Source organism: Clavibacter phaseoli (assembly GCF_021922925.1).
Classification (GTDB): domain Bacteria; phylum Actinomycetota; class Actinomycetes; order Actinomycetales; family Microbacteriaceae; genus Clavibacter; species Clavibacter phaseoli.
On sequence record NZ_CP040786.1, the window covers coordinates 960,925 to 986,595 of the forward strand.

The following is a 25,671-nucleotide window of genomic DNA, read 5'->3' on the forward strand; positions in this document are numbered from 1 at the left end:
GCGCATGCCGGGAGGACGACGACAGGCGGGCCCCCGAGGACCCGCCCGTCGTCGTGCGCCGGCTCCCGCCGGCTCCACCGTCAGTACGACGACAGCATCAGGTTCTCCGGCACGTCCGCGGCGGCCTCGCGGTCGATGAAGAACACCGTGCGCTTGCGTCCCTTGATGCCCGCGACGGGCACCTCGGTGCGGTCGGCGCCCGCGAGCGCGAGACCGAGCGCGAACGCCTTGTCGGGACCCGCGAGCACCATCCAGATGCGGAGCGACGAGTTCAGCACCGGCAGGGTGAGCGAGATGCGCTCCGCCGGCGGCTTGGGCGAGTTGCGCACGGGGATCACGGCGGCGTCCATGGTGCGGATGCCGTCGCTGTCCGGGAAGAGCGACGCCACGTGCCCGTCCGGCCCGACGCCGAGGAACGTGATGTCGAACCGGGGGAGCGCGGTGTCGCCGTTCGCGTGCGCGGCGAGCTCCGCCGTGTACGCGGCCACGGCCTCGTCGAGGCTGAGGCCGGCGTCGCTCGCGCCCATCGCGTGGACGTTCTCCACGGGCAGCTCGATGTGGTCGAGCAGGGCCTCGCGCACCGTGGTGTCGTTGCGCTCGGGGTCGCCCTGGGGCAGCCACCGCTCGTCGCCGAACCAGAAGTGCACGCGGGTCCAGTCGACGCTGTCGCGCGCCGCGGACTCGTTGACGGCCGCGAGGATGCTCGGGCCGACCGTCCCCCCGGTGAGGACGACGTTGGCCGTCTCCTCCTCATCCAGGATGTCGACGAGCTTCGTGAGGAAGCGCGCGGCGACGGAGCCGGTCATGGCCTTCTTGTCGGGGTGCACGAGCACCCTGCGGTCGTTCGTGGTCATCGGTCTCCCGAGTCCTTCCGTGCGGTGGTGGACGGGGTGATGTACCCCTGGCCCGCGGTCGAGCGCTCGAGTCCGTGACGGATCACGTCGCCGTAGAGCGAGTCCGGGTCGAGGCGCCGGAGCTCCTCGGCCAGGCAGTCGCGCAGGCTCCGGCGGGGGAGGCTCACGTCGTGCGTCGGCTGGTTCGGCTGCTTGAGCGTCGCCACGTTGGCGATGGGGCGGTCGAGGTCGATGACGCCCGACGCGCGGTGGAGCCGCACGCCGTGGATCCCGCTCGAGCCGGTGGCTCGCGTGGTGACCTCGTGCAGCACGGGCACCTGCAGCTGCAGCCCGAGCCAGGCCGCGAGCAGCACGGTGGAGGGGGAGTCGGCCGCGCCGGACACCTCCACCTGCGTGACGGGCTCGTACGGCGGCTGGTCGAGCACCGCGGCGAGCAGCGCGCGCCACAGCGTGAGCCGCGTCCAGGCGAAGTCCGTGTCGCCGGGGGCGTACGTCTCCGCCAGGTGCTGCAGGGCCGTGCGCGGGTTGCTGCTCGTGGACGAGTCCGTGATGCGGCGCTGCGCGATGCGTCCGAGCGGCGACTGGCTGACGACCGCGGGGGCGTCGTGCGGCCACCAGGCCACGACGGGCGCGTCGGGGAGGAGGAGGCCCGTGACCAGGCTCTCCTCGTCCTCGGCGGCCGCGCCGTAGACGCGCAGCACGACGACCTCGCTCGCGCCGGCGTCGCCGCCCACGCGGATCTCGGCGTCGACGCGGGCCTTCTCCGTGGTCGACTCCGCGGCGGCGCCGCGCTCCGTGGAGATCACGATGACGCGCATGGGGTGCTCGCGCGACGCGTCGTTGGCCGCCTCGATGGCCTCCTCCTCGCTGCCGAGCGAGGTGGAGATCACGAGCGTCAGGACGCGGCCGAGGGCGACAGCGCCGCCCTCCTCGCGGATCTTGACGAGCGCCTTCGAGATCTTGGCGGTGGTGGTGTTCGGCAGATCGACTCTCATGGCCGCCTCCAGGTCCGTCCGTCGCGGGCGAGGAGCTCGTCGGCCGAGGCCGGCCCCCAGGTGCCCGGACGGTACTGCTCGGGCTGGCCCTGCGTGCGCCAGAATTCTTCGATGGGGTCCAGGATCTTCCAGCTCAGCTCGACCTCCTGGTGGCGGGGGAAGAGCGGCGGGTCGCCGAGCAGCACATCGAGGATGAGCCGCTCGTACGCCTCCGGGCTCGCCTCCGTGAAGGCGTGGCCGTAGCCGAAGTCCATGGTGACGTCGCGCACCTGCATCCCCGCGCCCGGCACCTTGGAGCCGAAGCGGATGGTGACGCCCTCGTCGGGCTGCACCCGGATCACGAGCGCGTTCTGCCCGAGGGCCGACGTCTGGTCCTCGGCGAACAGGTTCTGCGGCGCGCGCTTGAACACGACCGCGATCTCCGTCACGCGGCGGCCGAGGCGCTTGCCCGCCCGCAGGTAGAAGGGCACGCCGGACCAGCGGCGCGTGTTGATGTCGAGCCGCATGGCCGCGTAGGTCTCGGTCAGGGACTCGGGGTCCATGCCGTCCTCGTCGAGGAAGCCCACGACCTCCTCGCCGCCCTGCCACCCGCCGGCGTACTGCCCGCGGGCCGTGGCGGTGGAGAGGTCCTTCGGCAGGCGCACCGCCGACAGCACCTTCTCCTTCTCGTCCCGGAGGCTCGACGCGTCGAAGGCGACGGGCTCCTCCATGGCCGTAAGGGCGAGGAGCTGCAGGAGGTGGTTCTGGATCACGTCGCGTGCCGCGCCGATGCCGTCGTAGTAGCCGGCACGGCCGCCCACGCCGATGTCCTCGGCCATGGTGATCTGCACGTGGTCCACGTAGTTGGCGTTCCACAGGGGCTCGTAGAGCTGGTTCGCGAAGCGCAGCGCCAGGATGTTCTGGACCGTCTCCTTGCCCAGGTAGTGGTCGATGCGGAACACCGAGTCCGGCGGGAAGACCGACTCGACGACGGCGTTGAGCTCGCGCGCCGTCTTGAGGTCGCTCCCGAAGGGCTTCTCGATGACGACGCGGCGCCAGTGGCCCTCCTTCTGGTCCGCGAGGCCCGAGCGGCGGAGCTGCTCGGTGACCAGCGGGAAGGACTTCGGCGGGATCGACAGGTAGAACGCGTGGTTGCCCATCGTGCCCCGCTCGCGGTCGAGCTCCTCCGTGATGTCCTTCAGCGTCTGGAACGCCTCGTCGTCGTCGAAGGTGCCCTGCACGAAGCGGATGCCCTGCGCCAGCTGGCGCCAGACGTCCTCGTCGAACTTGGTGCGCGAGTACTGCTTGACGGCCTCGTACACGACCTGCTCGAAGTCCTGGTCCTCCCAGTCCCTCCGGGCGAAGCCGATGAGCGCGAAGCCGGGGGGCAGGAGCCCCCGGTTGGCGAGGTCGTAGACGGCCGGCATCAGCTTCTTGCGCGACAGGTCACCCGTCACGCCGAAGATGATGAGGCTGCTCGGCCCCGCGATGCGGTTCAGCCGTCGATCCGACGGGATCCGCAGTGGATTGAATTCCGGGGTGATATCCACCGGCGACATGTAACTCCTCGATCTGCCGGACGGATCCGGCGATGCGGTCATTCGAGCGTCGAGAGCAGGGCCCGGGCGTCCGTGGTGGGGTCGGTCAGGTTCAGTCGCAGGACGGGACGGCCGTGCTCGGCGAGCACGGTGGCGTCGCCGGCGGCCTGCGCCTGGATGAGCTGCCCGAAGGTGAAGGGACGGTCGGGGATCTCGAGATCCTCGGCCGCGTCCGCGGTGATCTGCAGGAACACGCCGACGGGGGTGCCGCCCTTGTGGAACTGCCCCGTGGAGTGGAGGAAGCGGGGGCCCCAGCCGAACGTGACGGGACGGCCGACCTTGCGGGCGATGGCGTCGCGGAGGCGCTCGAGCTCGGGGAGCGCGAGGCGGTCGACGAAGGCCTGCACGGCGACGTAGCCCGTGGGGCCGACCTGCGCGAGCAGGGCGTCGATCGCGGAGGACACGTCGGTCGCGCCCTCGGTGACCTCGCTCGTGCCGCGCACCTCGATGCCGTCCGTCGTCACGACGGGGGCCTCGGGGGCGGGACGGTCGTCGAGCAGACCGCGCGCGGCGACCTTGGCGGCCTCCACGTCGGGCTGGTCGAAGGGGTTGATCTCGAGGAGGCGTCCCGCGACGGCGACGGCGTACTCCCACGTGAGGATCTGCGCGCCGAGCGTGCCGCTGATGACGATCTCGCCCTCGGCCGCGTCGTGCGCGTCGACGTCGGCGACGAGCCGCGCGATCTGAAGGTCGGCGAGCCCGAGGCCCAGCTCGGGGGCGTCGGTGGGCAGCACGACGGGCAGGAGGCCCGTGCCGAGCTTGCCGGTGGACTCCGCGATGAGCTGCTCGACCCAGTCGCCGAAGCCCACGATGTGCGTACCGTCGGAGACGATGCCGAGCTTGTCCTTCAGCGGCGAGGTGCCGGCGATCGCGGCGCCGAGCACGAGGCCCGGGTTCGACACGTCGTCGACGGCGAGCTGCGCGGACGCGGCCTCCGCCTCGTCGAGCAGGCCGCCGATGTCGGCGCCGGCGAGGCCGGACGGCACGAGGCCGAACGCGGTCAGCGCGCTGTAGCGGCCGCCCACATCGGGGTCGGCGTTGAAGACGCGGTAGCCGTCGGCGCGGGCCGACTCGTCGAGCGGGGAGCCCGGGTCGGTCACGATGACGATGCGCGTGGTCGGGTCGATGCCCGCCTCGCGGAACGACTTCTCGTAGACGCGCTTCTGGCTGTCCGTCTCGAGCGTGGATCCGGACTTCGAGGAGATGACGACCGCGGTGGTGGCGAGGCGGTCGCCGAGCGCGGCGAGCACCTGGCCCGGGTCGGTCGAGTCGAGGACCGTGAGCTCGACGCCCGCGGTGCGGGTGATGACCTCGGGCGCGAGCGAGGATCCGCCCATGCCGCCGAGGACGATGTGGTCGACGCCCTGGCCGCGGAGCTCCTCGCGGAGCGCCTCGATCTCGGCGACGAGGGGACGGGAGACGGAGACCGCCTGCGTCCAGCCGAGGCGCTTGGTGGCCTCGGACTCGGCGTCCGGCCCCCAGAGGGTGCCGTCGAGCCCGGTGATGCCGGAGGCGACGTGCGCCTCGACGAGCGCGGGCACGTGGGTCTCGACGGCCGTGGCCGCCGCGCCGCTCAGCGCGATGCGGACGCTCACTTGGCGCCGTCCAGGGCGTTCGTGACGGTCTCGATGAGCTCGCTCCACGACACCTTGAACTTCTCCACGCCCTCCTTCTCGAGGAGCTCCGTGACCTCCTTGTAGGAGATGCCGAGCGCGTCGACCCGGTTGAGGACCTCGTTCGCGGCGTCGTAGGAGCCCGTGATCGTGTCGCCCTCGATGACGCCGTGGTCGAAGGTCGCGTCGAGCGTCTTCTCCGGCATCGTGTTGACGACGTCCGCGGCGACGAGCTGCGTGACGTAGAGCGTGTCGGGCAGGTCGGGGCTCTTGACGCCCGTCGATGCCCAGAGGGGGCGCTGCTTGTTGGCGCCGGCGCCGAGGAGGCCCTGGGCCCGCTCGGACGCGAAGGACTGCTCGAAGGCCTGGTAGGCGAGCTGCGCGTTGGCGACGCCGGCCTTGCTCTTCAGCGCCGTGGCCTCGTCGGTGCCGACGGCGTCGAGGCGCTTGTCGATCTCGGTGTCGACGCGCGACACGAAGAAGGAGGCGACCGAGTGGATGGTCGACAGGTCGATGCCTGCCGCCTTGGCCTTCTCGAGGCCGGTGAGGTACGCGTTGATGACCTCGCGGTAGCGCTCGAGCGAGAAGATCAGGGTGACGTTGACGCTGATGCCGGCGCCGATGACCTCGGTGATCGCCTCGAGGCCCTCGCGGGTCGCGGGGATCTTGATCATGACGTTCGGCTCGGCGATCTTGTCCCACAGCTTGTGGGCCTCGTCGATGGTCGCCTGGGTGTCGTTGGCGAAGTCGGGGGAGACCTCGATGGAGACGCGGCCGTCGAAGCGGGCGGTGCGGTCGTATACCGGGCGGAAGATGCGCGCGGCCTCGCCGACGTCGCGGGTGGTGATCTCGAAGACCGCGCGGTCGACGTCGGCGCCGTCAGCCGCGAGCTCGCGGACCTGGGCGTCGTACGCCTCTCCCTTGGCGAGGGCCGACGCGAAGATGGTGGGGTTCGTCGTGATGCCGACGACGTCGCGGTCGGCGATCACCTTCTCGATGCCCTTGGCATCGATGCGCTCGCGGGACAGGTCGTCGAGCCAGATGCTGACGCCCGCGGCGGAGAGCTGCGCGGTGGGGGATGTGGTGTCGGTCATGGTGCCTTCTTCTCGCTGGTTGTGAGGTTCGGGGGAGGGGCGCACGCGTGCGCCCCTCCGGAGCCCCGACCGACGCGCCCGAGGGCGTGTGGTCGGGGCGGGCCGGCGGGGAGCGGAGCAGCTCGGCCGCCCCGCTCCTCGTCAGCTTCTAGAGGGAGGCGATGGACTCCTTGGCCGCCTTCACGACGGCCTCCGTGGTGATGCCGAACTCGCGGTACAGGACCTCGTACTCGGCGCTGGCGCCGAAATGCTCGATCGAGATGCTGCGGCCGTGGTGCCCGACGTACTGCTTCCAGGAGAGCGAGATGCCCGCCTCGACGGAGACGCGCGCGGCGACCGCCTCGGGGAGCACGTGCTCCTTGTAGGCGGCGTCCTGCTCCTCGAACCACTCGAGGCTCGGGGCGCTGACGACGCGGGCCTGGACGCCGTCCGCGGCGAGGGCCTCGCGGGCCTCGACGGCGAACTGGACCTCGGAGCCCGTGGCGATGAGGATCACGTCGGGCGTGCCCTCGGTGTCGGCCAGGATGTACGCGCCCTTGGCCACGCCGGCAGCCGAGGCGAACTCGGTGGCCGTGGCGTCGCCCGTGCCGCGCTCCAGGACCGGGAGGTTCTGGCGCGAGAGCGCGAGGCCCGCGGGGCCCATGCGACGCGTGAGGATCGTCTTCCACGCCTGGGCGGTCTCGTTCGCGTCCGCGGGGCGGATGACGTCGAGACCCGGGATGGCGCGGAGGCTGGCGAGCTGCTCCACCGGCTGGTGCGTCGGGCCGTCGCCGCCGAGGGCGACCGAGTCGTGCGTCCAGACGAAGATCGACGGCGCCTTCATGAGCGCGGCGAGACGGACCGCCGGGCGCATGTAGTCGCTGAAGATGAGGAACGTGCCGCCGAAGGGGCGCGTGTTGCCGTGCAGGACGATGCCGTTGAGGATCGCGCCCATGGCGTGCTCGCGGATGCCGAAGTGGAGGACGCGGCCGTAGGGGTCGCCCTTCCACATGTCGGTGGAGCGCTCGGCGGGCACGAAGGACGGCGCAGACTCGATGGTCGTGTTGTTCGACTCGGCGAGGTCGGCGGAGCCGCCCCACAGCTCGGGCATGACCTCGGCGATGGCGTTGATGACCTTGCCGGACGCGGCGCGTGTCGAGACGTCCTTGCCCGCGGGGAACACGGGGAGCGCCTCGTCGAGGCCCTCGGGGGCGTCGCCGGCGAGGACGCGGTCGAGCAGCGTCTTGCGCTCGGGGTTCGCCTCGGCCCATGCGGCGAGCTTCTCGTCCCACTCGCGGTGCTGCTGCTGGCCGCGCTCGACGGCCTGGCGGGTGTGCTCGAGGACGCCGTCCGGCACCTCGAAGCTCTTCTCGGGGTCGAAGCCGACGATCTGCTTGACGGCCGCGAGCTCCTCGGCGCCGAGCGCGGAGCCGTGGATCTTGCCCGAGTTCTGCTTCTTGGGGGAGGGCCAGCCGATGATCGTCTTGAGGATGATCAGCGAGGGCTTGCGCGTCTCGGCCTTGGCGGCCTCGACGGCGTCGAACAGCTCCTGCACGTCCTCGACGTACTCGCCCGTCTTCTTCCAGTCGACGTGCTGCACGTGCCAGCCGTAGGCCTCGTAGCGCGCGGCCACGTCCTCGGTGAAGGCGATGTCGGTGTCGTCCTCGATCGAGATCTGGTTGCTGTCGTAGATCGCGATGAGGTTGCCGAGCTCCTGGTGACCCGCGAGGGAGGAGGCCTCGGAGGTGATGCCCTCCTGCATGTCGCCGTCGCCGGCGATCACGTACACGAAGTGGTCGAAGGGGCTCTCGCCCGCGGGCGTCTCCGGGTCGAACAGGCCGCGCTCGTAGCGGGCGGCGTAGGCGAAGCCGACGGAGGAGGCGAGGCCCTGGCCGAGGGGGCCGGTGGTGATCTCGACGCCGTCGGTGTGGCCGTACTCGGGGTGACCCGGGGTCTTGGAGTCCCACGTGCGGAGCGCCTGGAGGTCCTCGATCTCGAGGCCGTAGCCGCCGAGGAAGAACTGCGTGTACTGCGTGAGCGAGCTGTGGCCCACCGAGAGGATGAACCGGTCGCGACCGATCCACGTGCTGTCGGACGGGTCGCGGCGCATGACCTTCTGGAACAGGAGGTATGCCGCCGGGGCCAGGCTCATGGCGGTGCCGGGGTGACCGTTTCCGACCTTCTCGACCGCGTCCGCGGCGAGGATTCGTGCGGTGTCGACCGCCGTGCTGTCGATGGGGTCCCATTGCAATGCTGCCACTTGGTTCTAGCCCTTCTGAAGATGGGGGGAGGCCCAGCCGGACCGCCTATCAGTATAGGGAACACCCACCTGGCCCCAGGTGTTCCGAGCCCGCCGCGACGGGCTCCCGCGGCTCGGCTCGCAGGGGCGGTGGCCTACCATGGGGAGGGAATGTCCGGCGAGTTAGAGGTGCGATGAACGTTGCGGTGCAGAGTCGGGTCGATCGGGAGACGATCGGCGTGGCGAGGAAGACCAAGGCGTACGTCGCACTGACGAAGCCGCGCGTGATCGAGCTCCTGCTCGTGACCACCGCGCCCGTCATGATCCTCGCCCAGGGCGGGTGGCCGAACCCCTGGCTGATCCTCGGCGTCCTCGTCGGCGGCACGCTCAGCGCGGGCAGCGCCAACGCCTTCAACTGCTACATCGACCGCGACATCGACCGCGTCATGAAGCGCACGCAGCGGCGGCCCCTCGTCACCGGGGAGCTGACGGACCGCGAGGCGCTGGTCTTCGCCTGGGTCATCGGCGTCGCCAGCATCGTGTGGCTCGGCGTCATCTCCAACTGGCTGGCCGCGGCGCTCTCGCTCGCCGCCATCCTCTTCTACGTCTTCGTCTACACGCTGTGGCTGAAGCGCCGCACGCCGCAGAACATCGTCTGGGGCGGCGCGGCCGGCTGCATGCCCGTCCTCATCGGCTGGGCGGCCGTCACGGGCGACATCTCGTGGGCGCCGGTGATCCTCTTCATGATCGTGTTCCTCTGGACCCCGCCGCACTACTGGCCGCTGTCCATGAAGTACCGCGACGACTACGCCTCCGTCAACGTCCCCATGCTCGCCGTCGTCCGCGGCCGCGCCGCCGTCGGCCTCCAGACCATCCTCTACGCGTGGGCCACGCTCGCCTGCTCGCTGCTGCTCATCCCGGTGGCCGGCATGGGCCTCGTCTACACCCTCGCCGCCCTCGCGGGCGGCGGCTGGTTCGTCTACGAGACGCACCGCCTGTACGACCTCGCGGTGCGCCACGAGCCCATCAAGCCGATGCGCGTCTTCCACGCGTCCATCTCGTACCTCTCGCTGCTGTTCCTCGCGGTCGGCATCGACCCGCTGCTGCCCTTCTGATCGCGGCTGCCGCGCTCCCGGCCTCCTGATCCGGGCGGCCGCGTCCTCGGTCGCGTGATGCCGGCGACCGTCCCATGTCCGCGGTCGGGCTGACGCCCGTGCGCGGCTCGGCGCCGGCGCGGCCGGCTGCCGGTGGCCGGTGCCGCTGCCGCCGTCGTCGTCGTCGGCCGTGGTGATAGGAGGCGGTCGGCATCGTGTCCGCCTGTCTGTCCTGCTGCCTGGATCGCGCAGCGTGCAGGTGCCCTCCCCGGCGCGGGGCGGGTCGGGGGCCGGGCTCGCGCCGACGCCGCACGCGACGACGCCCGCCGCGAGCGGTGCTCGGGCGGGCGTCGGCGGGACGGGTGGCGTGGTCAGCCCACGTGGGCGGAGCGCCGCACCTCCGCGGGCGTGAGCCGGAGGGTGTCCGCGCGTCGGGTGGTGCTGAGCAGCGTCGCCGTCATCGCGGACGCCAGCAGGCACGCCAGCACCATGTGCAGCCCCACGAGGAACTCGGGGAGGCCCGTCCGCGCCTGGATGAGGCCGACGGCGATCTGCACGAACTCGACCGCGAGCAGCACCCGGGTCCAGCGCGAGACAGCCGTCCACCGGTTGCGGGCGGCTATGGCCACGAGGACGATCGTGAGGCCGAAGGTCGTGTACGCCGGCCAGCTGTGGACGTGCTGGAGCAGCTCCGGGTCGAGCCCGTTGCGCGCCGCGCCCTGGTCGCCGGCGTGGGGGCCGGATCCGGTCACGACGATGCCGACGAGGATCGTGATGCCCACGACCACCGATGTGATGCGCGCGAGCGTGGCGAACGAGGACGGGACCGAGCGCTCGGCCTCGTCGAGCGGGTGGTAGGTGCGCCAGACCAGCACGGTCGAGAGCACGACGAGCACGACCGACACGACGAAGTGCAGGCCCACGATGTAGGGGTTCAGCCCCGTCAGCACCGTGATGCCGCCGATGACGCCCTGCGCGGGGATGCCCAGGCCGATGGCGAGCGCGATGGAGAAGAGCCCGCGACCGCGGTTCCGCAGCCGGACGACGGCGAGGAACGTGGCGATGGCGACGATCACCAGCAGGAAGGTGAGCAGGCGGTTGCCGAACTCGATGATCCCGTGCACGCCCATCTCGGGCGTCGACACGAAGGAGTCGGCGGTGCACCGCGGCCACGTCGGGCAGCCGAGCCCGGAGCCCGTGAGGCGCACCAGCCCGCCCGTGCCGACGACGAGGGTCTGCACGACGAGCGTCGTCCAGACGAGGACGCGGGTGGCCCGCGTGATCCCGTCCGGCAGCCGCTCCCGCAGCCGCCTCGTGACCATGAGGGTCTGACCTAGCACGCTCCCACTGGGAGACTGCCCCGCATCGGTGCCGTGAGTCACTGCCTGCCTTCCGTGCCCGCTGGATTGCCCGTAGAATCGGGGATGGTTCATGGAACACGTCGGGCCTTGCGGCATCCGGCACGTCAGCGAGGACGGCGGGAACAAGTCCACCCGCGTTCCTGTTCATCCTAAGAGGGGTGCGAGGCGTGGAGCCGCCGCATCCCGGACACCCACAGTCTTCCCCCCGTCACCGAAGCGGCGTCGCCGTGCGGGGGGTACATGCCGATACGGCGCTGATACGCCCAGATCGTCAGGAAAGCAGGTAGCCATGTCAGATGTGCTCATCGACCGACCGGAGCTCGAGAGCCTGGGGCAGTACGAGTTCGGCTGGTCCGACTCGGACGTCGCCGGCGCCTCGGCCAAGCGCGGCATCTCCCCCCAGGTCGTCGCGGACATCTCGCGGCGCAAGAGCGAGCCCGAGTGGATGCTCGCCAACCGCATGAAGGGCTACGAGCTCTTCGGCAAGAAGCCCATGCCGACGTGGGGCGCCGACCTGTCCGGCATCGACTTCGACAACATCAAGTACTTCGTGCGCTCCACGGAGAAGCAGGCCCAGACGTGGGAGGACCTGCCCGACGACATCAAGAACACGTACGAGCGGCTCGGCATCCCCGAGGCGGAGCGCCAGCGCCTCGTCTCCGGCGTCGCGGCCCAGTACGAGTCCGAGGTCGTCTTCCACTCCATCCAGAAGGAGCTCGAGGACCAGGGCGTCATCTTCATGGACACCGACACGGCGCTGCGCGAGCACCCGGATCTGTTCAAGGAGTACTTCGGCACCGTCATCCCCGCCGGCGACAACAAGTTCGCCGCGCTCAACACCGCGGTCTGGTCGGGCGGCTCGTTCGTGTACGTGCCCAAGGGCGTCCACGTCGAGATCCCGCTGCAGGCGTACTTCCGCATCAACACCGAGAACATGGGCCAGTTCGAGCGGACGCTGATTATCGCGGACGAGGGCAGCTACGTCCACTACATCGAGGGCTGCACCGCCCCCATCTACAAGTCCGACTCGCTGCACTCCGCGGTCGTCGAGATCATCGTGAAGAAGGACGCCCGCGTCCGGTACACGACCATCCAGAACTGGTCGAACAACGTCTACAACCTCGTCACCAAGCGCGCGACGGCGGCCGAGGGCGCGACCATGGAGTGGATCGACGGCAACATCGGCTCCAAGGTCACGATGAAGTACCCCTCCATCTACCTCATGGGCGAGCGCGCCAAGGGCGAGACCCTCTCGGTCGCCTTCGCGGGCCCCGGCCAGCACCAGGACGCCGGCGCGAAGATGGTGCACATGGCGCCGTACACGCAGTCGTCGATCGTCTCCAAGTCCATCGCGCGCGGCGGCGGCCGGGCCGGCTACCGCGGCGAGATCCGCGTGGACGCGGCGGCGCACCACTCCGCCAACACCGTCCGCTGCGACGCCCTGCTGGTCGACACCATCTCCCGCTCCGACACGTACCCCGCGATCGACATCCGCGTGGACGACGTCCAGCTCGGCCACGAGGCCACGGTCTCGCGCGTCAGCGAGGAGCAGCTGTTCTACCTGATGAGCCGGGGCATGCCCGAGGACGAGGCCATGGCCATGATCGTCCGCGGCTTCATCGAGCCCATCGCCCGAGAGCTGCCCATGGAGTACGCGCTCGAACTCAACAAGCTCATCGAGATGGGCATGGAAGGATCCGTCGGCTAGATGACGACCCCACTCGCCACCACCGAAGCCGTCGCCCCCCTGGGGAACGGCGCCCGACCGCACACCGACGGAGGGTGGGGCGTCATCCCCATCCAGACCCGCTCCGAGCGCTTCACGTCCACGGACGTCGAGGCGTTCGAGGCCGTCACCGGCCGCGAGGCCGTCTGGAAGCTGACGCCCGTCCGCAAGCTCGACGACCTCATCTCGGGTGAGCTCGACGGCTCGCGGTACCCGTTCGCCAGCTCCGACGCGGCCGGCACGTCCGTCTCCTGGATCCCCCGGGACGACGCGCGCATCGGCACCGCGGGAGCCCCCGAGGACCGTGCCCAGGCCAACGCCTGGTCGTCCTTCGGCGAGGCGCTCGCCATCGACGTCACGGGGGAGGAGCGCGTCACCGTCACGGTCGGCCGCTCCGAGCTCGGGTCCGCGCCGCGCGCCGCGCACACCGTCATCACAGCGGCGCGGTTCAGCCGCGGCGTCGTCATCCTCGACAACGTCGGATCCGCGTCCCTCGTCGAGAACGTCGAGATCATCGTGGGCGACCAGGCCGAGCTCACGGTCGTCACCGTGCAGCAGTGGGACGACGAGGCGCGCCACCTGGCCGCGCACCAGGCCGTCGTCGGCCGCGACGCCAAGCTCAAGCACGTCGTGGTGACGCTCGGCGGATCCATCGTCCGGGTCAACCCCTCGGCGCACCTCTCGAACGAGGGCGCGGACGGCGAGCTGCTCGGCGTGTACTTCGCTGACGCGGGCCAGCACCTCGAGCAGCAGGTCTACGTCGACCACGACGCCCCCAACACCCGCAGCCGCGTCACCTACAAGGGGGCGCTGCAGGGCAAGGGCGCGCGCACCGTCTGGATCGGCGACGTCCTCATCCGCCGCTCCGCGCCCGGCACCGACAGCTACGAGCAGAACCGCAACCTCGTCCTCACGGACGGCACGCGCGCGGACTCGGTCCCGAACCTCGAGATCGAGACCGGCGACATCGCCGGCGCCGGTCACGCGAGCGCCACGGGCCGCTTCGACGACGAGCAGCTGTTCTACCTGCAGGCCCGCGGGATCACGGAGGAGGAGGCGCGCCGCCTCGTCGTCCGCGGCTTCCTCAGCGAGATCGTCCAGCAGATCGGCGTCCCCGACCTCGAGGAGCGGCTGCAGGCCGCCATCGAGGCCGAGCTCTCCGCCTCCACGGGCTCCGCGGCCGGGGCGGGCGCGCGATGACCGCCGTCCGCATCTGCGCCGTCGAGGAGCTCGGCGAGAACGAGGCCCTCCGCATCGAGATCGAGGGCCTCGCCATCGCGCTCGTGAAGGACTCCTCGGGCACGGTGCACGCCATCGGCGACACCTGCACGCACGGCGACATCTCGCTCGCCGAGGGATTCGTCGAGGGCGACACCCTGGAGTGCTGGGCCCACGGGTCGAAGTTCTCCCTCGAGACGGGCAAGCCGCGCACGCTGCCGGCCTACGAGCCCGTCCCCGTCTACCCCGTGTCGATCGTGGACGGCGACATCCACATCGACACCACCCCGAAGAGCTAGAGGAACCGCACGCATGTCAACTCTCACCATCACCGACCTGCACGTCAGCGTCGACACCGAGCAGGGTCGCAAGCAGATCCTCAAGGGGGTCGACCTCACGATCAACGAGGGCGAGATCCACGCGATCATGGGCCCGAACGGCTCGGGCAAGTCCACGCTGGCGTACACGATCTCGGGCCACCCGAAGTACCACGTCGACTCCGGCTCCATCACGCTCGACGGCGTCGAGGTCCTCGACATGACGGTGGACGAGCGCGCCCGCGCGGGCCTGTTCCTCGCCATGCAGTACCCGGTCGAGATCCCCGGCGTCACCACCACCAACTTCCTCCGGACCGCGAAGACTGCGATCGACGGCGAGGCCCCGGCCATCCGCGGCTGGATCAAGGACGTCCGGACCTCCATGGCGGCGCTCAAGATGGACCCCGCGTTCGCGGAGCGCAACGTCAACGAGGGCTTCTCCGGCGGCGAGAAGAAGCGCAACGAGGTCCTCCAGCTCGAGCTGCTGAAGCCGAAGTTCGCGGTGCTCGACGAGACCGACTCCGGACTCGACGTCGACGCGCTCAAGATCGTCTCCGAGGGCGTCAACCGCGCCAAGGCGAACACGGGCCTCGGGCTCCTGCTCATCACGCACTACACGCGCATCCTCCGCTACATCCAGCCCGACTTCGTGCACGTGTTCGTCGCGGGCCGCGTCGCCGAGCAGGGCGGCCGCGAGCTGGCCGACCGTCTCGAGGAGGAGGGCTACGACCGCTTCCTGGCGCCCTCCACCACGGTGACGGCGTGAGCACGCAGAGCACGCTGACCCCGCAGAAGTTCGACGAGGTCGAGGAGGCGCTCAAGGACGTCATGGATCCCGAGCTCGGGATCAACGTGGTCGACCTGGGCCTCATCTACGACCTCGCGTGGGACGACGAGAACGACGCGCTCATCATCCACATGACGCTGACGTCGGCGGGCTGCCCGCTCACCGACGTGCTCGAGGAGCAGACGGCGGAGGCGCTCGACGGCGTCGTCGCCGCGTTCCGCATCAACTGGGTGTGGATGCCGCCGTGGGGTCCGGACCGGATCACCGACGATGGCCGCGACATGATGCGGGCGCTCGGCTTCTCCATGTGACCCTCGCTCCACCGCACGTCCTCGACGGCCCCACCCGCTCCGGGTGGGGCCGTCGTCGCGTCCCCCGCCCGCCCCCGGAGGGCGGCGGCGCCGCGCGTCTCGTACACTGGACCGGTCGGGTCCGATGGACGCCCTCGACCGACCGGGCTCGACCCCCTCTGCTGCGGGTCGCCCCTCTCCCACGGACCGTGGGACATCCGCTGATCAGAAGGACCCCTCACCGTGCTCGCTGTACACGACCTGGAGCTGCGCGTCGGCGCCCGCGTCCTCATGGAGGACGTCTCGTTCCGGGTGAGCCCGGGAGACAAGATCGGCCTCGTCGGCCGCAACGGCGCCGGCAAGACGACGCTCACCAAGATCCTCGCGGGGGAGGGCCAGCCCACCGGCGGCCGCATCGACCGCTCCGGCGAGATCGGGTACCTCCCGCAGGACCCGCGCTCCGGCAACCCCGAGGACCTCGCGCGGACGCGCATCCTCGACGCCCGCGGGCTCGGCACGCTGTCCCTCGACATGCAGCGCGCGATGCTCGACATGGCGTCCACCGACGAGAAGGTCTCCGCGAAGGCGATGAAGGACTACGGCCGGCTCGAGGAGCGCTTCGTGGCGCTCGGCGGGTACGCGGCCGAGGCCGAGGCCGCGTCGATCGCGAGCAACCTGAGCCTGCCCGACCGCATCCTCGACCAGCCGCTCAGCACCCTCTCCGGCGGCCAGCGCCGCCGCATCGAGCTCGCGCGCATCCTGTTCTCCGGCGCCGACACGATGCTCCTCGACGAGCCCACCAACCACCTCGACGCCGACTCCGTCACCTGGCTCCGCGAGTTCCTCAAGGGGTACCAGGGCGGGCTGATCGTGATCAGCCACGACGTGGAGCTCGTCGGCGACACCGTGAACCGCGTCTTCTACCTCGACGCGAACCGCATGGTCATCGACATCTACAACATGGGCTGGAAGCACTACCAGCGCCAGCGCGCCGCCGACGAGGAGCGCCGCAAGAAGGAGCGCGCCAACGTCGAGAAGAAGGCGGGCGTCCTCCAGCTGCAGGCCGCGAAGTTCGGCGCCAAGGCGTCGAAGGCCGCCGCCGCCCACCAGATGGTGCGGCGCGCGGAGAAGATGCTGTCCGGCCTCGAGGAGGTGCGCGCCGTCGACCGCGTCGCCAAGCTGCGCTTCCCCGAGCCCGTCGCCTGCGGCCGCACACCGCTCATGGCGAGCGACCTCAGCAAGAACTACGGCTCGCTCGAGATCTTCACGGCGGTCGACCTCGCGATCGACCGCGGCAGCAAGGTCGTCATCCTGGGGCTCAACGGCGCGGGCAAGACGACGCTGCTGCGGATCCTCGCGGGCGTCGACCAGCCCGACACCGGCCGGCTCGAGCCCGGCCACGGCCTGCGCATCGGCTACTACGCGCAGGAGCACGAGACGATCGACGTGAAGCGCAGCGTGCTGGAGAACATGGTCTCCTCCTCGCCCGACATCTCCGAGATGGAGGCGCGCCGCGTGCTCGGCTCGTTCCTCTTTACGGGCGACGACTCGTCGAAGCCCGCAGGTGTCCTGTCCGGCGGTGAGAAGACGCGCCTCGCCCTCGCGATGATCGTCGTGTCCGGCGCCAACGTGCTGCTGCTCGACGAGCCCACCAACAACCTCGACCCCGCGAGCCGCGAGGAGATCCTCGGCGCGCTCAACACGTACTCCGGCGCCGTGGTGCTCGTCAGCCACGACTCGGGCGCGGTCGAGGCGCTCAACCCCGAGCGTGTGCTGATCATGCCGGAGGGTACCGAGGACCACTGGAGCCCCGACTACATGGACCTCATCGAGCTGGCCTGATCCGCGCGCGCGCGAGCCGGACCGCCGGGCGTCCGCGGGTCGGTGCCTCGGCGTCAGCGCGCCTCGTCGAGGATCCGGTCCTCGACGTCGGCATCCGAGGGCTGCTTCCGGGCGCGCTTGGCCTGGCGCGCGCGCTCGCGGTCCTGCTCCTCGGGATCGTCGGCGTTGATGATGCGGTACTCGTTGCGGATCGCGACGCCGAGGCCGACGAACGCGATGATCGCGAACACCAGCCACTGGAACGCGTAGGAGAGGTGCGGGCCCTCGTCCTCCTCCGGGCGCGGCGTCGCGAACGGCGCGGCGTCGGCGGGGGCGGGATCCTCGGAGATCAGCAGGCCGTACGCGCCCGTGAACGTGGGGGATCCGACGCGCTCGGCGATGTCCGGCAGGTTGACGGTGGCGATCTGGCCCTCGGGCGCGGAGCGACCCGGCAGCTCCGGCTCGCCGGCCTTGAGCCGTGCCGTCACCGTGACCTCGCCGGCGGGCGGCGCGGGGACGGAGTCCGGGGAGTCCTGCGAGTTGCCGATGGGCACCCAGCCGCGGTCGACCACGAACACGCGCCCGTCGTCGAGCCGCAGGGGCGTCAGTACCTCGAAGCCGGGCTGCCCGTTGAAGGGGCGGTTGCGGGCGAGCAGCTGCTGGTCCACCAGGTAGGTGCCGGTCATGGTGACCGGGGTCCACTTCTGCGTGTCGACGTACGCCGACGCGTCGGCGAGCACCTGGTCGACGGGCTGGGGAGCGCGATCCCAGTTGTCCTCGACCTTGGCGATCTCGGCGAGGGCCTCGTCGCGTCGCGCGAACTGCCAGTGGCTGAGCAGGACGCACGCGATGGAGAAGACGACGGCCACGAGGAGGTACCCGGCCCACCTGCGGTTGAGGACGAAGCGCCAGCGGCTCATGAGATGGCCCCCGCGACGGGCGCGTCGATCGCGGCGACGCGCACGGGGAAGTCGCGTCCGGCGAGGAAGTCGCGCAGGAAGCCGACGTGCTCGTCGCACGCGGTCCACGTCTTGACCCGGTCGGGCGCGTGGATGCGCGGGTTCCGCCACTCGACGCGCCAGGCGGCGTCGGTCCGGCAGCCGGCGCGCGAGCACTCGACGACGTCGGCGGACGGCCCGGCGGATTCGAGGCCCCAGGAGGCGAGCCCGCTCACGCGTCGGTCGGGGTGTCGGGCGCGGCCGTGCCGCCCGCGGTCGTCGGACGCACGTCGGAGGCGCGGGTCGGCTCCGGCGCGCGCCCCGTCTCGTAGGTCGTGAACGGCTCGGGCGTGGTGAACGGCTCCGACGCGCGGAAGGGCTCGGACGGCACGTAGGGCTCGGCGGGCGGCGGGAAGCCGGAGTGGCGGGCGGACACGACGACCACGCCGCCGGGGCGCTCGACCGCGGTGCCCTGGTTGCCGCCCACGTTCGCCAGGATGACCGCGAAGTAGGGGAGCACGATCGCGCCGATGGCGGCGACGGCCAGCCACCAGCCCTGGAGGAAGAGGCAGGACAGGATGCAGACCATGCGGATGCTCATGGCGATGGTGTACTTCACCATGCGGGCATGGCGGTCCTCCTGCGGGGACCGGGGGAGGCTGGTGACCGACTGCTGCGGAGCTGGCATGCGTGGATGGCGTCCTTCGGGGGAGCGTCGCGCTCCCCATCGAGACCAGGTTACGCCGCGCCACCGATAGGCTCGTCCGAGTCCGCAAGCCCCCTCCAAGCCGTAATGGAAGGTCCCCCATGAGCACCTCACGCACCGTCGTCGTCACCGGAGGCAACAGGGGGATCGGGTACGCGATCGCCGAGGAGATGCTGCGCCGCGGCCACCGCGTCGCCGTCACCGCGCGCTCCGGCCAGGGCCCCGAGGGCAGCCTCACGGTGCGCGCCGACGTCACCGACGCCGCCTCCGTCGACGCCGCGTTCACCGAGGTCGAGGCCGCCTACGGACCTGTCGAGGTCGTTGTCGCGAACGCGGGCATCACGCGCGACACCCTCATGATGCGCATGAGCGACGACGACTTCACCGAGGTGGTCGACACGAACCTGGGCGGCGCGTTCCGCGTCGTCAAGCGCGCGTCGAAGGGCATGCTCAAGGCGCGCTTCGGCCGCATCGTCCTCATCTCCAGCGTCGTCGGGCTCTACGGCTCCGGCGGCCAGGTCAACTACGCGGCCTCCAAGAGCGGGCTCGTCGGCCTCGCCCGCTCCGTCACGCGCGAGCTCGGCGCCCGTGGCATCACCGCCAACGTGGTCGCGCCCGGCTTCATCGAGACCGACATGACGGCGGAGCTGCCCGAGGCCACCGCGGCCGAGTACAAGAAGTCCATCCCGGCCGGCCGCTACGGCACCGCCGCCGAGGTCGCGGGCGCCGTGGCGTGGGTGTCCTCGGACGAGGCCGCCTACATCTCCGGCGCCGTGATCCCCGTCGACGGCGGCCTCGGCATGGGCCACTGACCCCGCCCGTCGGGGAGAGCGCCGTGTCCGACCTCCTGGCGGCCTGGGATACGGGTCCCGCCGCGCTCACCGAGCTGGGGGCCACGCACAACCACGCCTACCGCGTCGACGCCGACGGCGGATCCCGCTACCTGCTGCGCCTGCACGTCGCGCGCCGGAAGCAGCACGAGATCGACCTGGAGCTCGACTGGCTCGACGTGCTCGCGGCGCGCGGCTGGCCCTCGGTGCCCGGACCGCAGCGCACGCGCGACGGATCCTGGACGGCGACCGTCGAGGTCGCCGTCCCGGACGACGACGAGGTGGGCCTCCGCCGCGCGGTGGTCGGGGCGTCGGGAGAGCGCGTCGAGCGGCGCCTCGCGAGCCTGCTCACGTGGCACGACGGCGAGATGCTGAGCAGCCTCCCCGCCTCGTCGGACGCGGGGCCGTTCGCCGAGACGCTGGCCGCCCTGCACGCGGCCGGCGCGGATCCGGCGGCCGTCGCGCTCGCGGGCCAGCGCCGCCGCTACGACGCCGACTACGCGAGCGCGCGCCTGCAGCGCCTCGTCGAGGGGTACCCGGGCATCATGGCCGACGGCTCCACCGCGGAGGCGCTGGCCGGCGCGATCGAGGAGCTCCGCGGCACGCTGGCGGAGGCCGGGCCGCCGATCATGGTGCACGGCGACTACCACCCGGGCAACCTGATCCAAGGGCCGGCCGGCGTCTCCGTCATCGACTTCGACCGCTGCGGGCTGGGCCCGGCCGGCCTCGACGTCGCCGCGGCGATCATGTACCTGGCGCCCCGGCAGCGCGCGCAGTTCCACCGCGCCTACACGGCGGCGGGCGGCAGCACGGGCGTCCCGGACGAGCGCTTCGGCGCGTTCATCTTCCTGGCGTACCTCGACAACGTGACCCACCTCGCGAGCCTGCCGTCGGAGCGGGAGCGGATGCCCGCGAACATCGCCCAGCTCGCGGCGATCGCCCGGGCCGTCGTCACGGGCTGACCCGCACCCGGGCGCCCGTCCGGATCAGCGGGGGAGGCCGACGAGCGCGAGCACCTGCGCCAGGTCCCGGCGGTCGACGCACACGTCGGCGCTCCGGCGGACCGCGGGCTTCGCGTCGAAGGCGACGGAGAGCCCCGCGACCGCCATCATCTCGAGGTCGTTGGCGCCGTCGCCGACCGCCACGACGCGCGCGAGAGGTATGCCGAGCCCGGCGCTCCACTCCTCGACGGCCGCGCGCTTGGCGGCGGCGTCGATGACCGGTCCCGCGACGCGCCCTGTCAGGCGCCCGTCGGCCGTCTCGAGCCGGTTGGCGCGCCAGAGGTCGAGCCCCAGGCGCTCGGCGAGCGGATCCAGCAGCTCGTGGAAGCCGCCCGAGACCACGGCGACGACATGGCCGGCGTCGTGCAGCCCTTGGATCAGGCGCTCGGCCCCCGGTGTGACGCGGATCCGGGATCCGACCGCCCGGTGCACCGTCGCCGGGAGCCCGGCCAGCGTCGCGACCCGCGAGCGCAGGCTCTCTGCGAAGTCGAGCTCGCCGCGCATCGCGCGGTCGGTGACGGCGGCGACCTCGTCGAGCGAGCCGGCCTCGGCGGCGAGCAGCTCGATGGCCTCGTCCTCGATGAGGGTGGAGTCGACGTCGAGCACGACGAGCATGCGCGGGAGGGCGCTGGCTACGGGCGACGCCGCCCGGGCGGGCGGCGTCAGCGGGCGGACGGCGCTCACGGGGTGACGCGCACGCCCTTGCCCACGACGGTGATCCCGCCGTCGGTGACCGTGAAGCCCCGCGCGCGGTCGCGGTCGTGGTCGACTCCGACCGTGGCGCCGGGCTCGACCTCGACGTCCTTGTCGAGGATGGCGCGCGTGATGACGGCGCCCGCCCCGATGTGCACCTTGTCGAACACGATGCTATCGACGATGCGCGCGCCCGACTCCGCGATGACCCACGGGCCGAGCACGCTGCGCTCGACGTGGGCGCCGCTGATGACGCCGCCGAGCGAGGTGATCGAGTCGATCATCGTGCCCGTGTTGCCCTGCGCGTCGCGGACGAACTTCGCCGGAGGGCTGTTGAGCTGCTGGCTGAAGATCGGCCAGTCCTTGTTGTAGAGGTTGAACACCGGCAGGGCCGAGATGAGGTCCTGGTGCGCGTCGAAGAACGACTCGATCGTGCCGACGTCGCGCCAGTAGTACCGGTCGCGGTCGTTGGCGCCGGGCACCTCGTTGCGGTTGAGGTCGTAGACGCCGGCGTTCCCCTGCTCGACGAACCACGGCACGATGTCGCCGCCCATGTCGTGCGCGGACTCGGCGTTCTCGCCGTCGCGGCGCACCGCGTCGATGAGCTGGTCGGTGTCGAAGACGTAGTTGCCCATGGACGCGAGCACCTCGCCGGGGGAGTCGTCGAGGCCCTGCGGGTCCTTCGGCTTCTCGAGGAAGGCGCGGATCTGGTACGGGTTCGCGGGATCCACGTCGATGACGCCGAACTGGTCGGCGAGCTCGATGGGCTGGCGGATGGCCGCGACCGTGGCGCCGTGGCCGGACGCGATGTGCGCCTCGATCATCTGGCTGAAGTCCATGCGATACACGTGGTCGGCGCCGACCACGACGACGATGTCGGGCTTCTCGTCGTTGATGAGGTTGAGGCTCTGCAGGATGGCGTCGGCGGATCCGCTGAACCAGCGCTTGCCGAGGCGCTGCTGCGCGGGCACCGACGCGATGTACGAGTTGAGCATCTGGTTGAGGCGCCAGGTCTGCGACACGTGGCGGTCGAGCGAGTGCGACTTGTACTGCGTCAGCACCACGATCTGCGTGAGCCCCGAGTTGATGAGGTTGGAGAGCGCGAAGTCGATGAGCCGGTACTGCCCGCCGAACGGGACGGCGGGCTTCGCGCGGTCCGCGGTGAGGGGCATGAGCCGCTTGCCCTCGCCACCGGCGAGCACGATTCCAAAGATCTTCTTCGATGCCATTGCTCCAGCGTAGATGCACGACAGGGCATGTACTAGCGTTCGACCAATGCGAGCAGACGTGATCACCAAGGAGTATCCGCCCGAGGTCTACGGGGGTGCCGGAGTGCACGTCACGGAGCTCGTGAAGGCCATGCGGCAGAAGACGGAGGTCGTCGTCCGCGCCTTCGGGGCGCCGCGCGACGAGCCCGGCGTCTTCTCGTATCCCGTCCCGGCGGAGCTCGCCGGCGCCAACGCGACCCTGCAGACCATGGCCGTCGACCTCGCGATCGCGAGCGACGTGGCGGGCGCCGACGTCGTCCACTCGCACACCTGGTACGCGAACCACGCGGGCCACGTCGCGTCGATGCTGCACGGGATCCCGCACGTCGTCACCGCGCACAGCCTCGAGCCGCTGCGCCCGTGGAAGGCCGAGCAGCTGGGCGGCGGCTACCGCGTGTCCAGCTGGATCGAGCGCACGGCGTACGAGGCGGCGGACGCCGTCATCGCCGTCAGCGACGGCATGAAGCGCGACATCCTCCGCTCGTACCCCGCGCTCGACGAGGCCCGCGTGCACACGGTCTACAACGGCATCGACCTCGAGGCGTGGTCGCCCGTGCACGACGACGAGCTCGTGCGATCGCTGGGCATCGACCCGTCCCGGCCCTCGGTCGTGTTCGTCGGCCGGATCACGCGGCAGAAGGGCCTGCCCTACCTCCTCCGCGCCGCCGCGCTGCTGCCCGCCGACGTGCAGATGGTGCTGTGCGCGGGCGCGCCCGACACCCCGCAGATCATGGAGGAGGTCACGGCCCTCGTCCGCGGCCTGCAGGAGGAGCGCTCCGGCGTCGTGTGGATCGACCGCCTGCTGCCGCGCCGCGAGCTCTCCGCCGTGCTCACCGCCGGCACCGTCTTCGTCTGCCCGTCGGTCTACGAGCCGCTCGGCATCGTCAACCTCGAGGCCATGGCCTGCGGCGCTCCCGTCGTCGGCACCGCCACGGGCGGGATCCCCGAGGTCGTCGACGACGGCGTCACCGGCCGCCTCGTCCCCATCGACCAGGCCACGGACGGCACGGGCACGCCCACCGACCCCGAGCGCTTCGTCCGCGACCTCGCCGCCGCGCTGACGGAGGTCGTGCAGGATCCGGACGCCGCGCGCCGCATGGGCGAGGCCGGCCGCCTCCGCGCCGAGCGCGAGTTCGGCTGGGACCGCATCGCCCGCCAGACCGAGGCGATCTACGCGTCCATCCTGCGCTGACCTCGCGGCCGCGGGCCGCGCTCCCGTCCGCCCGGGCTCCCCACGGCCGCGAGGCGCGGGGAGCCCGGGCCGGTAGACTCGTGCGCATGAGCCACGTCCTCTCCCTGTCCGGAGTGTCCTTCGTCCGGAACGGGACGACCATCCTCGACCAGGTGGAGTGGACGGTGGACGGCGACGAGCGCTGGGTCGTCCTCGGGCCGAACGGCGCCGGGAAGACGAGCCTCCTCCAGATCGCCTCCGCCATGGCCCACCCGTCCTCGGGCACCGCCACGGTCCTCGACCACGAGCTCGGCCGCGTCGACGTCTTCGAGCTCCGCTCGCGCATCGGGTTCGCCTCCACCGCGATGGCCCGGCGCATCCCCGCCGACGAGACCGTGCTCGACGTCGTGCTCACCGCCGCGTACTCGGTCACCGGCCGCTGGAACGAGGACTACGAGGACATCGACGTGCGTCGCGCCCAGCGTGTCCTCGCCGAGTGGCGCCTCGGCCACCTCGAGCAGCGCCGGTTCGGCACGCTGAGCGACGGCGAGCAGAAGCGCGTGCAGATCGCCCGCTCGATCATGACCGACCCCGAGCTGCTGCTCCTCGACGAGCCGGCCGCGAGCCTCGACCTCGGCGCGCGCGAGGAGCTGCTGCAGCTCCTCGGCGGCTACGCGTCGGCCCCCGAGGCGCCCGGCATCGTCATGGTCACGCACCACGTCGAGGAGATCCCGCGCGGCTTCACGCACGCGCTGCTGCTGCGCGAGGGAGCGGTCGTCGCGGCCGGTCCGCTCGCGGACGTCATCACCGCGGACGCGCTCAGCCGGACCTTCGGCCTCGCCCTCGAGGTCACGCACGACGACGGCCGCTTCACGGCCCGCGCCGTCCGCTCCTGACCACCTGGCAGGCGCCCCGGCGCGCCTGCCCGCTCTCGGCACCCGTCTGGTAGGCTCGTCCACTGGTCCGGTGATCATCCCGGGCACCCACGCTTCCCGCGCACGAAATCGAACCGACGAAGGACACTCCCCGATGAAGACCGACATCCACCCCCAGTACGCCCCCGTCGTCTTCCGCGACCTCGCCTCCGGTGCGACGTTCCTCACGCGCTCCACCGTCGGCAGCTCCAAGACCATCGAGTGGGAGGACGGCAACACGTACCCCGTCATCGACGTCGAGATCTCGAGCGAGTCGCACCCGTTCTACACGGGCAAGCAGCGCATCATGGACTCCGCCGGCCGCGTCGAGAAGTTCAACTCGCGCTACGCGGGCTTCGGCAAGAAGTAGCAGCCCACCCGCTGCACCACGAAGGGCGCCCGGCTCCGGCCGGGCGCCCTTCGTCGTCCCCGGGCGTCGCGCTCTCGCGATGAGCGCGACGCCCGGGGGATCGGGGTCAGGACCCGGCGTGCCGCTCGGGCCAGGCGCCGGAGGTCGTGAAGGCGGGATCCCGCGTGCGCCGCATGTAGTCCTGGAAGCTCTCCGCCTGCACGCGCGACCAGTCGACCTGGCGGTCGTGCAGGTCGAGCACCGGGATGTCGAGCTGGTCGGCGTAGCGCCCGGCGATGGCCTGGGCGACGCGCCCGGCGGCGATGGCGTCCGCGCCCGCGTCGTGCGCGTCGTCGAGGCGGACGCCGTAGTGCTCGGCCGCGACGGACAGCGTGCGCTTGCCGCGGCGGTACGTGTCGACCGCCTTGTCGATGACGAGCGGGTCGACGACGGGGCCGGTGTCGCGGAGCGGCTCCACCCCGTGCCGCACGGCCTCGCGGTTGAGGAGCGTGAGGTCGTAGGGCGCGTTGTAGACGACGAGCGCGAGGCCCCGGGCGAACATGTCGCGGATGGTCGTGACGATCTCGAGGACGACCGCGGCGGCGTCGCGCCCCTCGGCCCGCGCGCGCTCCGTGGTGAAACCATGGATGGCCGCGGCGCCCGCGGGGATCTCGACGCCGGGATCCGCGAGCCAGTCGTGCCGCTCGAGCACCTGCCCCTGCGCGTCGAGGACGACGATGCAGGCCGTGACGATGCGCGCGGTCTCGACGTCGACTCCCGTCGTCTCGAGGTCGAACGAGGCCAGGGTGTCGTGCCAGCGGGAGCTCATCCTGTAG

The 25,671-nt window shown here is 71.4% G+C and carries 25 protein-coding genes; 12 read left to right on the forward strand and 13 right to left on the reverse strand.

The window, feature by feature from the left end; translation table 11 throughout:
* Window positions 1–80: 80 nt before the first annotated feature.
* The 6 genes from pgl to tkt form a co-directional block, all read right to left on the reverse strand.
* A complete protein-coding gene (gene pgl, locus FGI33_RS04485; RefSeq protein WP_119433733.1) occupies window positions 81–854 on the reverse strand; it encodes a 6-phosphogluconolactonase in 774 nt (257 codons plus the stop codon).
* Window positions 851–1,849 (reverse strand): glucose-6-phosphate dehydrogenase assembly protein OpcA, encoded by a 999-nt coding sequence (locus FGI33_RS04490; protein ID WP_119433732.1) that lies wholly within the window; start codon window positions 1,847–1,849, stop codon window positions 851–853. The genes pgl and FGI33_RS04490 overlap by 4 nt, the downstream gene beginning before the upstream one ends.
* A complete protein-coding gene (gene zwf / locus FGI33_RS04495) occupies window positions 1,846–3,387 on the reverse strand; it encodes a glucose-6-phosphate dehydrogenase (protein ID WP_012038425.1) in 1,542 nt (513 codons plus the stop codon). The genes FGI33_RS04490 and zwf overlap by 4 nt, the downstream gene beginning before the upstream one ends.
* Window positions 3,388–3,425: 38 nt before the next feature.
* Entirely contained in the window at window positions 3,426–5,021 is a 1,596-nt protein-coding gene (locus tag FGI33_RS04500) for a glucose-6-phosphate isomerase (protein ID WP_119433731.1), read from the reverse strand.
* Entirely contained in the window at window positions 5,018–6,133 is a 1,116-nt protein-coding gene (tal, locus tag FGI33_RS04505) for a transaldolase (RefSeq protein ID WP_119433730.1), read from the reverse strand. The genes FGI33_RS04500 and tal overlap by 4 nt, the downstream gene beginning before the upstream one ends.
* A 148-nt stretch (window positions 6,134–6,281) precedes the next feature.
* Entirely contained in the window at window positions 6,282–8,372 is a 2,091-nt protein-coding gene (gene tkt / locus FGI33_RS04510) for a transketolase (protein ID WP_119433729.1), read from the reverse strand.
* Between the two features lie 173 nt (window positions 8,373–8,545).
* Between tkt and FGI33_RS04515 the strand changes: the two genes are divergently transcribed.
* Window positions 8,546–9,466: a heme o synthase gene (locus FGI33_RS04515; RefSeq protein ID WP_119401190.1), complete on the forward strand. Its 921-nt coding sequence runs from the start codon at window positions 8,546–8,548 to the stop codon at window positions 9,464–9,466.
* A gap of 350 nt (window positions 9,467–9,816) precedes the next feature.
* Here FGI33_RS04515 and FGI33_RS04520 read toward each other — a convergent pair whose 3' ends face one another.
* Window positions 9,817–10,827 carry a COX15/CtaA family protein gene (locus FGI33_RS04520; RefSeq protein WP_119433728.1) on the reverse strand — a complete coding sequence of 337 codons (1,011 nt, stop codon included), beginning with the start codon at window positions 10,825–10,827 and terminating at the stop codon, window positions 9,817–9,819.
* 268 nt (window positions 10,828–11,095) lie between these two features.
* On the opposite strand from FGI33_RS04520, the gene sufB reads away from it, so the two are divergent.
* From sufB to FGI33_RS04550, 6 genes are all read left to right on the forward strand, one after another.
* Complete coding sequence (gene sufB, locus FGI33_RS04525) at window positions 11,096–12,514, forward strand: Fe-S cluster assembly protein SufB (RefSeq protein WP_012299303.1); 1,419 nt, start codon at window positions 11,096–11,098, stop codon at window positions 12,512–12,514.
* On the forward strand, window positions 12,515–13,732 hold the full coding sequence (gene sufD, locus FGI33_RS04530) for a Fe-S cluster assembly protein SufD (RefSeq protein ID WP_182623249.1): 1,218 nt from the start codon (window positions 12,515–12,517) through the stop codon (window positions 13,730–13,732). It abuts the gene before it with no gap.
* The gene (locus FGI33_RS04535; protein ID WP_119433727.1) at window positions 13,729–14,049 is read left to right on the forward strand and encodes a non-heme iron oxygenase ferredoxin subunit; all 321 of its coding nucleotides are present in this window, start codon (window positions 13,729–13,731) and stop codon (window positions 14,047–14,049) included. The genes sufD and FGI33_RS04535 overlap by 4 nt, the downstream gene beginning before the upstream one ends.
* A 13-nt stretch (window positions 14,050–14,062) precedes the next feature.
* The gene (gene sufC / locus FGI33_RS04540) at window positions 14,063–14,833 is read left to right on the forward strand and encodes a Fe-S cluster assembly ATPase SufC (protein ID WP_045528103.1); all 771 of its coding nucleotides are present in this window, start codon (window positions 14,063–14,065) and stop codon (window positions 14,831–14,833) included.
* Between the two features lie 62 nt (window positions 14,834–14,895).
* Window positions 14,896–15,165 (forward strand): metal-sulfur cluster assembly factor, encoded by a 270-nt coding sequence (locus FGI33_RS04545; protein WP_045530338.1) that lies wholly within the window; start codon window positions 14,896–14,898, stop codon window positions 15,163–15,165.
* A 222-nt stretch (window positions 15,166–15,387) separates the two neighbouring features.
* On the forward strand, window positions 15,388–16,986 hold the full coding sequence (locus tag FGI33_RS04550) for an ABC-F family ATP-binding cassette domain-containing protein (RefSeq protein ID WP_119433726.1): 1,599 nt from the start codon (window positions 15,388–15,390) through the stop codon (window positions 16,984–16,986).
* Window positions 16,987–17,039: 53 nt separating this feature from the next.
* On the opposite strand, the gene FGI33_RS04555 is transcribed toward FGI33_RS04550, so the two are convergent.
* From FGI33_RS04555 to FGI33_RS04565, 3 genes are read right to left on the reverse strand one after another with little or no spacing between them, the layout of a single operon-like run.
* Complete coding sequence (locus FGI33_RS04555) at window positions 17,040–17,885, reverse strand: SURF1 family cytochrome oxidase biogenesis protein (RefSeq protein ID WP_119433725.1); 846 nt, start codon at window positions 17,883–17,885, stop codon at window positions 17,040–17,042.
* Window positions 17,882–18,139, reverse strand: coding sequence for a hypothetical protein (locus FGI33_RS04560; RefSeq protein ID WP_119433724.1), 258 nt, complete (start codon window positions 18,137–18,139; stop codon window positions 17,882–17,884). The genes FGI33_RS04555 and FGI33_RS04560 overlap by 4 nt, the downstream gene beginning before the upstream one ends.
* Window positions 18,136–18,525 (reverse strand): DUF3099 domain-containing protein, encoded by a 390-nt coding sequence (locus FGI33_RS04565; protein ID WP_237582325.1) that lies wholly within the window; start codon window positions 18,523–18,525, stop codon window positions 18,136–18,138. Before FGI33_RS04565 ends, FGI33_RS04560 begins: the two co-directional genes overlap by 4 nt.
* Window positions 18,526–18,710: 185 nt before the next feature.
* Between FGI33_RS04565 and fabG the strand changes: the two genes are divergently transcribed.
* Together fabG and FGI33_RS04575 are read left to right on the forward strand one after the other, a co-directional pair.
* A complete protein-coding gene (gene fabG / locus FGI33_RS04570; RefSeq protein ID WP_119433723.1) occupies window positions 18,711–19,421 on the forward strand; it encodes a 3-oxoacyl-ACP reductase FabG in 711 nt (236 codons plus the stop codon).
* Window positions 19,422–19,444: 23 nt separating this feature from the next.
* Window positions 19,445–20,401: a phosphotransferase enzyme family protein gene (locus tag FGI33_RS04575; RefSeq protein ID WP_237582326.1), complete on the forward strand. Its 957-nt coding sequence runs from the start codon at window positions 19,445–19,447 to the stop codon at window positions 20,399–20,401.
* Between the two features lie 24 nt (window positions 20,402–20,425).
* On the opposite strand, the gene serB is transcribed toward FGI33_RS04575, so the two are convergent.
* Together serB and FGI33_RS04585 are read right to left on the reverse strand one after the other, a co-directional pair.
* Window positions 20,426–21,124: a phosphoserine phosphatase SerB gene (gene serB / locus FGI33_RS04580; protein ID WP_182623269.1), complete on the reverse strand. Its 699-nt coding sequence runs from the start codon at window positions 21,122–21,124 to the stop codon at window positions 20,426–20,428.
* A complete protein-coding gene (locus FGI33_RS04585) occupies window positions 21,121–22,362 on the reverse strand; it encodes a glucose-1-phosphate adenylyltransferase (protein WP_015490391.1) in 1,242 nt (413 codons plus the stop codon). The genes serB and FGI33_RS04585 overlap by 4 nt, the downstream gene beginning before the upstream one ends.
* Before the next feature lie 46 nt (window positions 22,363–22,408).
* On the opposite strand from FGI33_RS04585, the gene glgA reads away from it, so the two are divergent.
* The 3 genes from glgA (at window position 22,409) to FGI33_RS04600 (ending at window position 24,856) form a co-directional block, all read left to right on the forward strand.
* The gene (gene glgA, locus FGI33_RS04590) at window positions 22,409–23,593 is read left to right on the forward strand and encodes a glycogen synthase (RefSeq protein ID WP_119434075.1); all 1,185 of its coding nucleotides are present in this window, start codon (window positions 22,409–22,411) and stop codon (window positions 23,591–23,593) included.
* 86 nt (window positions 23,594–23,679) lie between these two features.
* Window positions 23,680–24,468 (forward strand): ABC transporter ATP-binding protein, encoded by a 789-nt coding sequence (locus FGI33_RS04595; protein ID WP_119401782.1) that lies wholly within the window; start codon window positions 23,680–23,682, stop codon window positions 24,466–24,468.
* A 133-nt stretch (window positions 24,469–24,601) separates the two neighbouring features.
* Complete coding sequence (locus FGI33_RS04600; RefSeq protein ID WP_015490388.1) at window positions 24,602–24,856, forward strand: type B 50S ribosomal protein L31; 255 nt, start codon at window positions 24,602–24,604, stop codon at window positions 24,854–24,856.
* Window positions 24,857–24,962: 106 nt separating this feature from the next.
* On the opposite strand, the gene FGI33_RS04605 is transcribed toward FGI33_RS04600, so the two are convergent.
* The gene (locus FGI33_RS04605; protein ID WP_119434074.1) at window positions 24,963–25,664 is read right to left on the reverse strand and encodes a 3'-5' exonuclease; all 702 of its coding nucleotides are present in this window, start codon (window positions 25,662–25,664) and stop codon (window positions 24,963–24,965) included.
* Window positions 25,665–25,671: the final 7 nt, after the last annotated feature.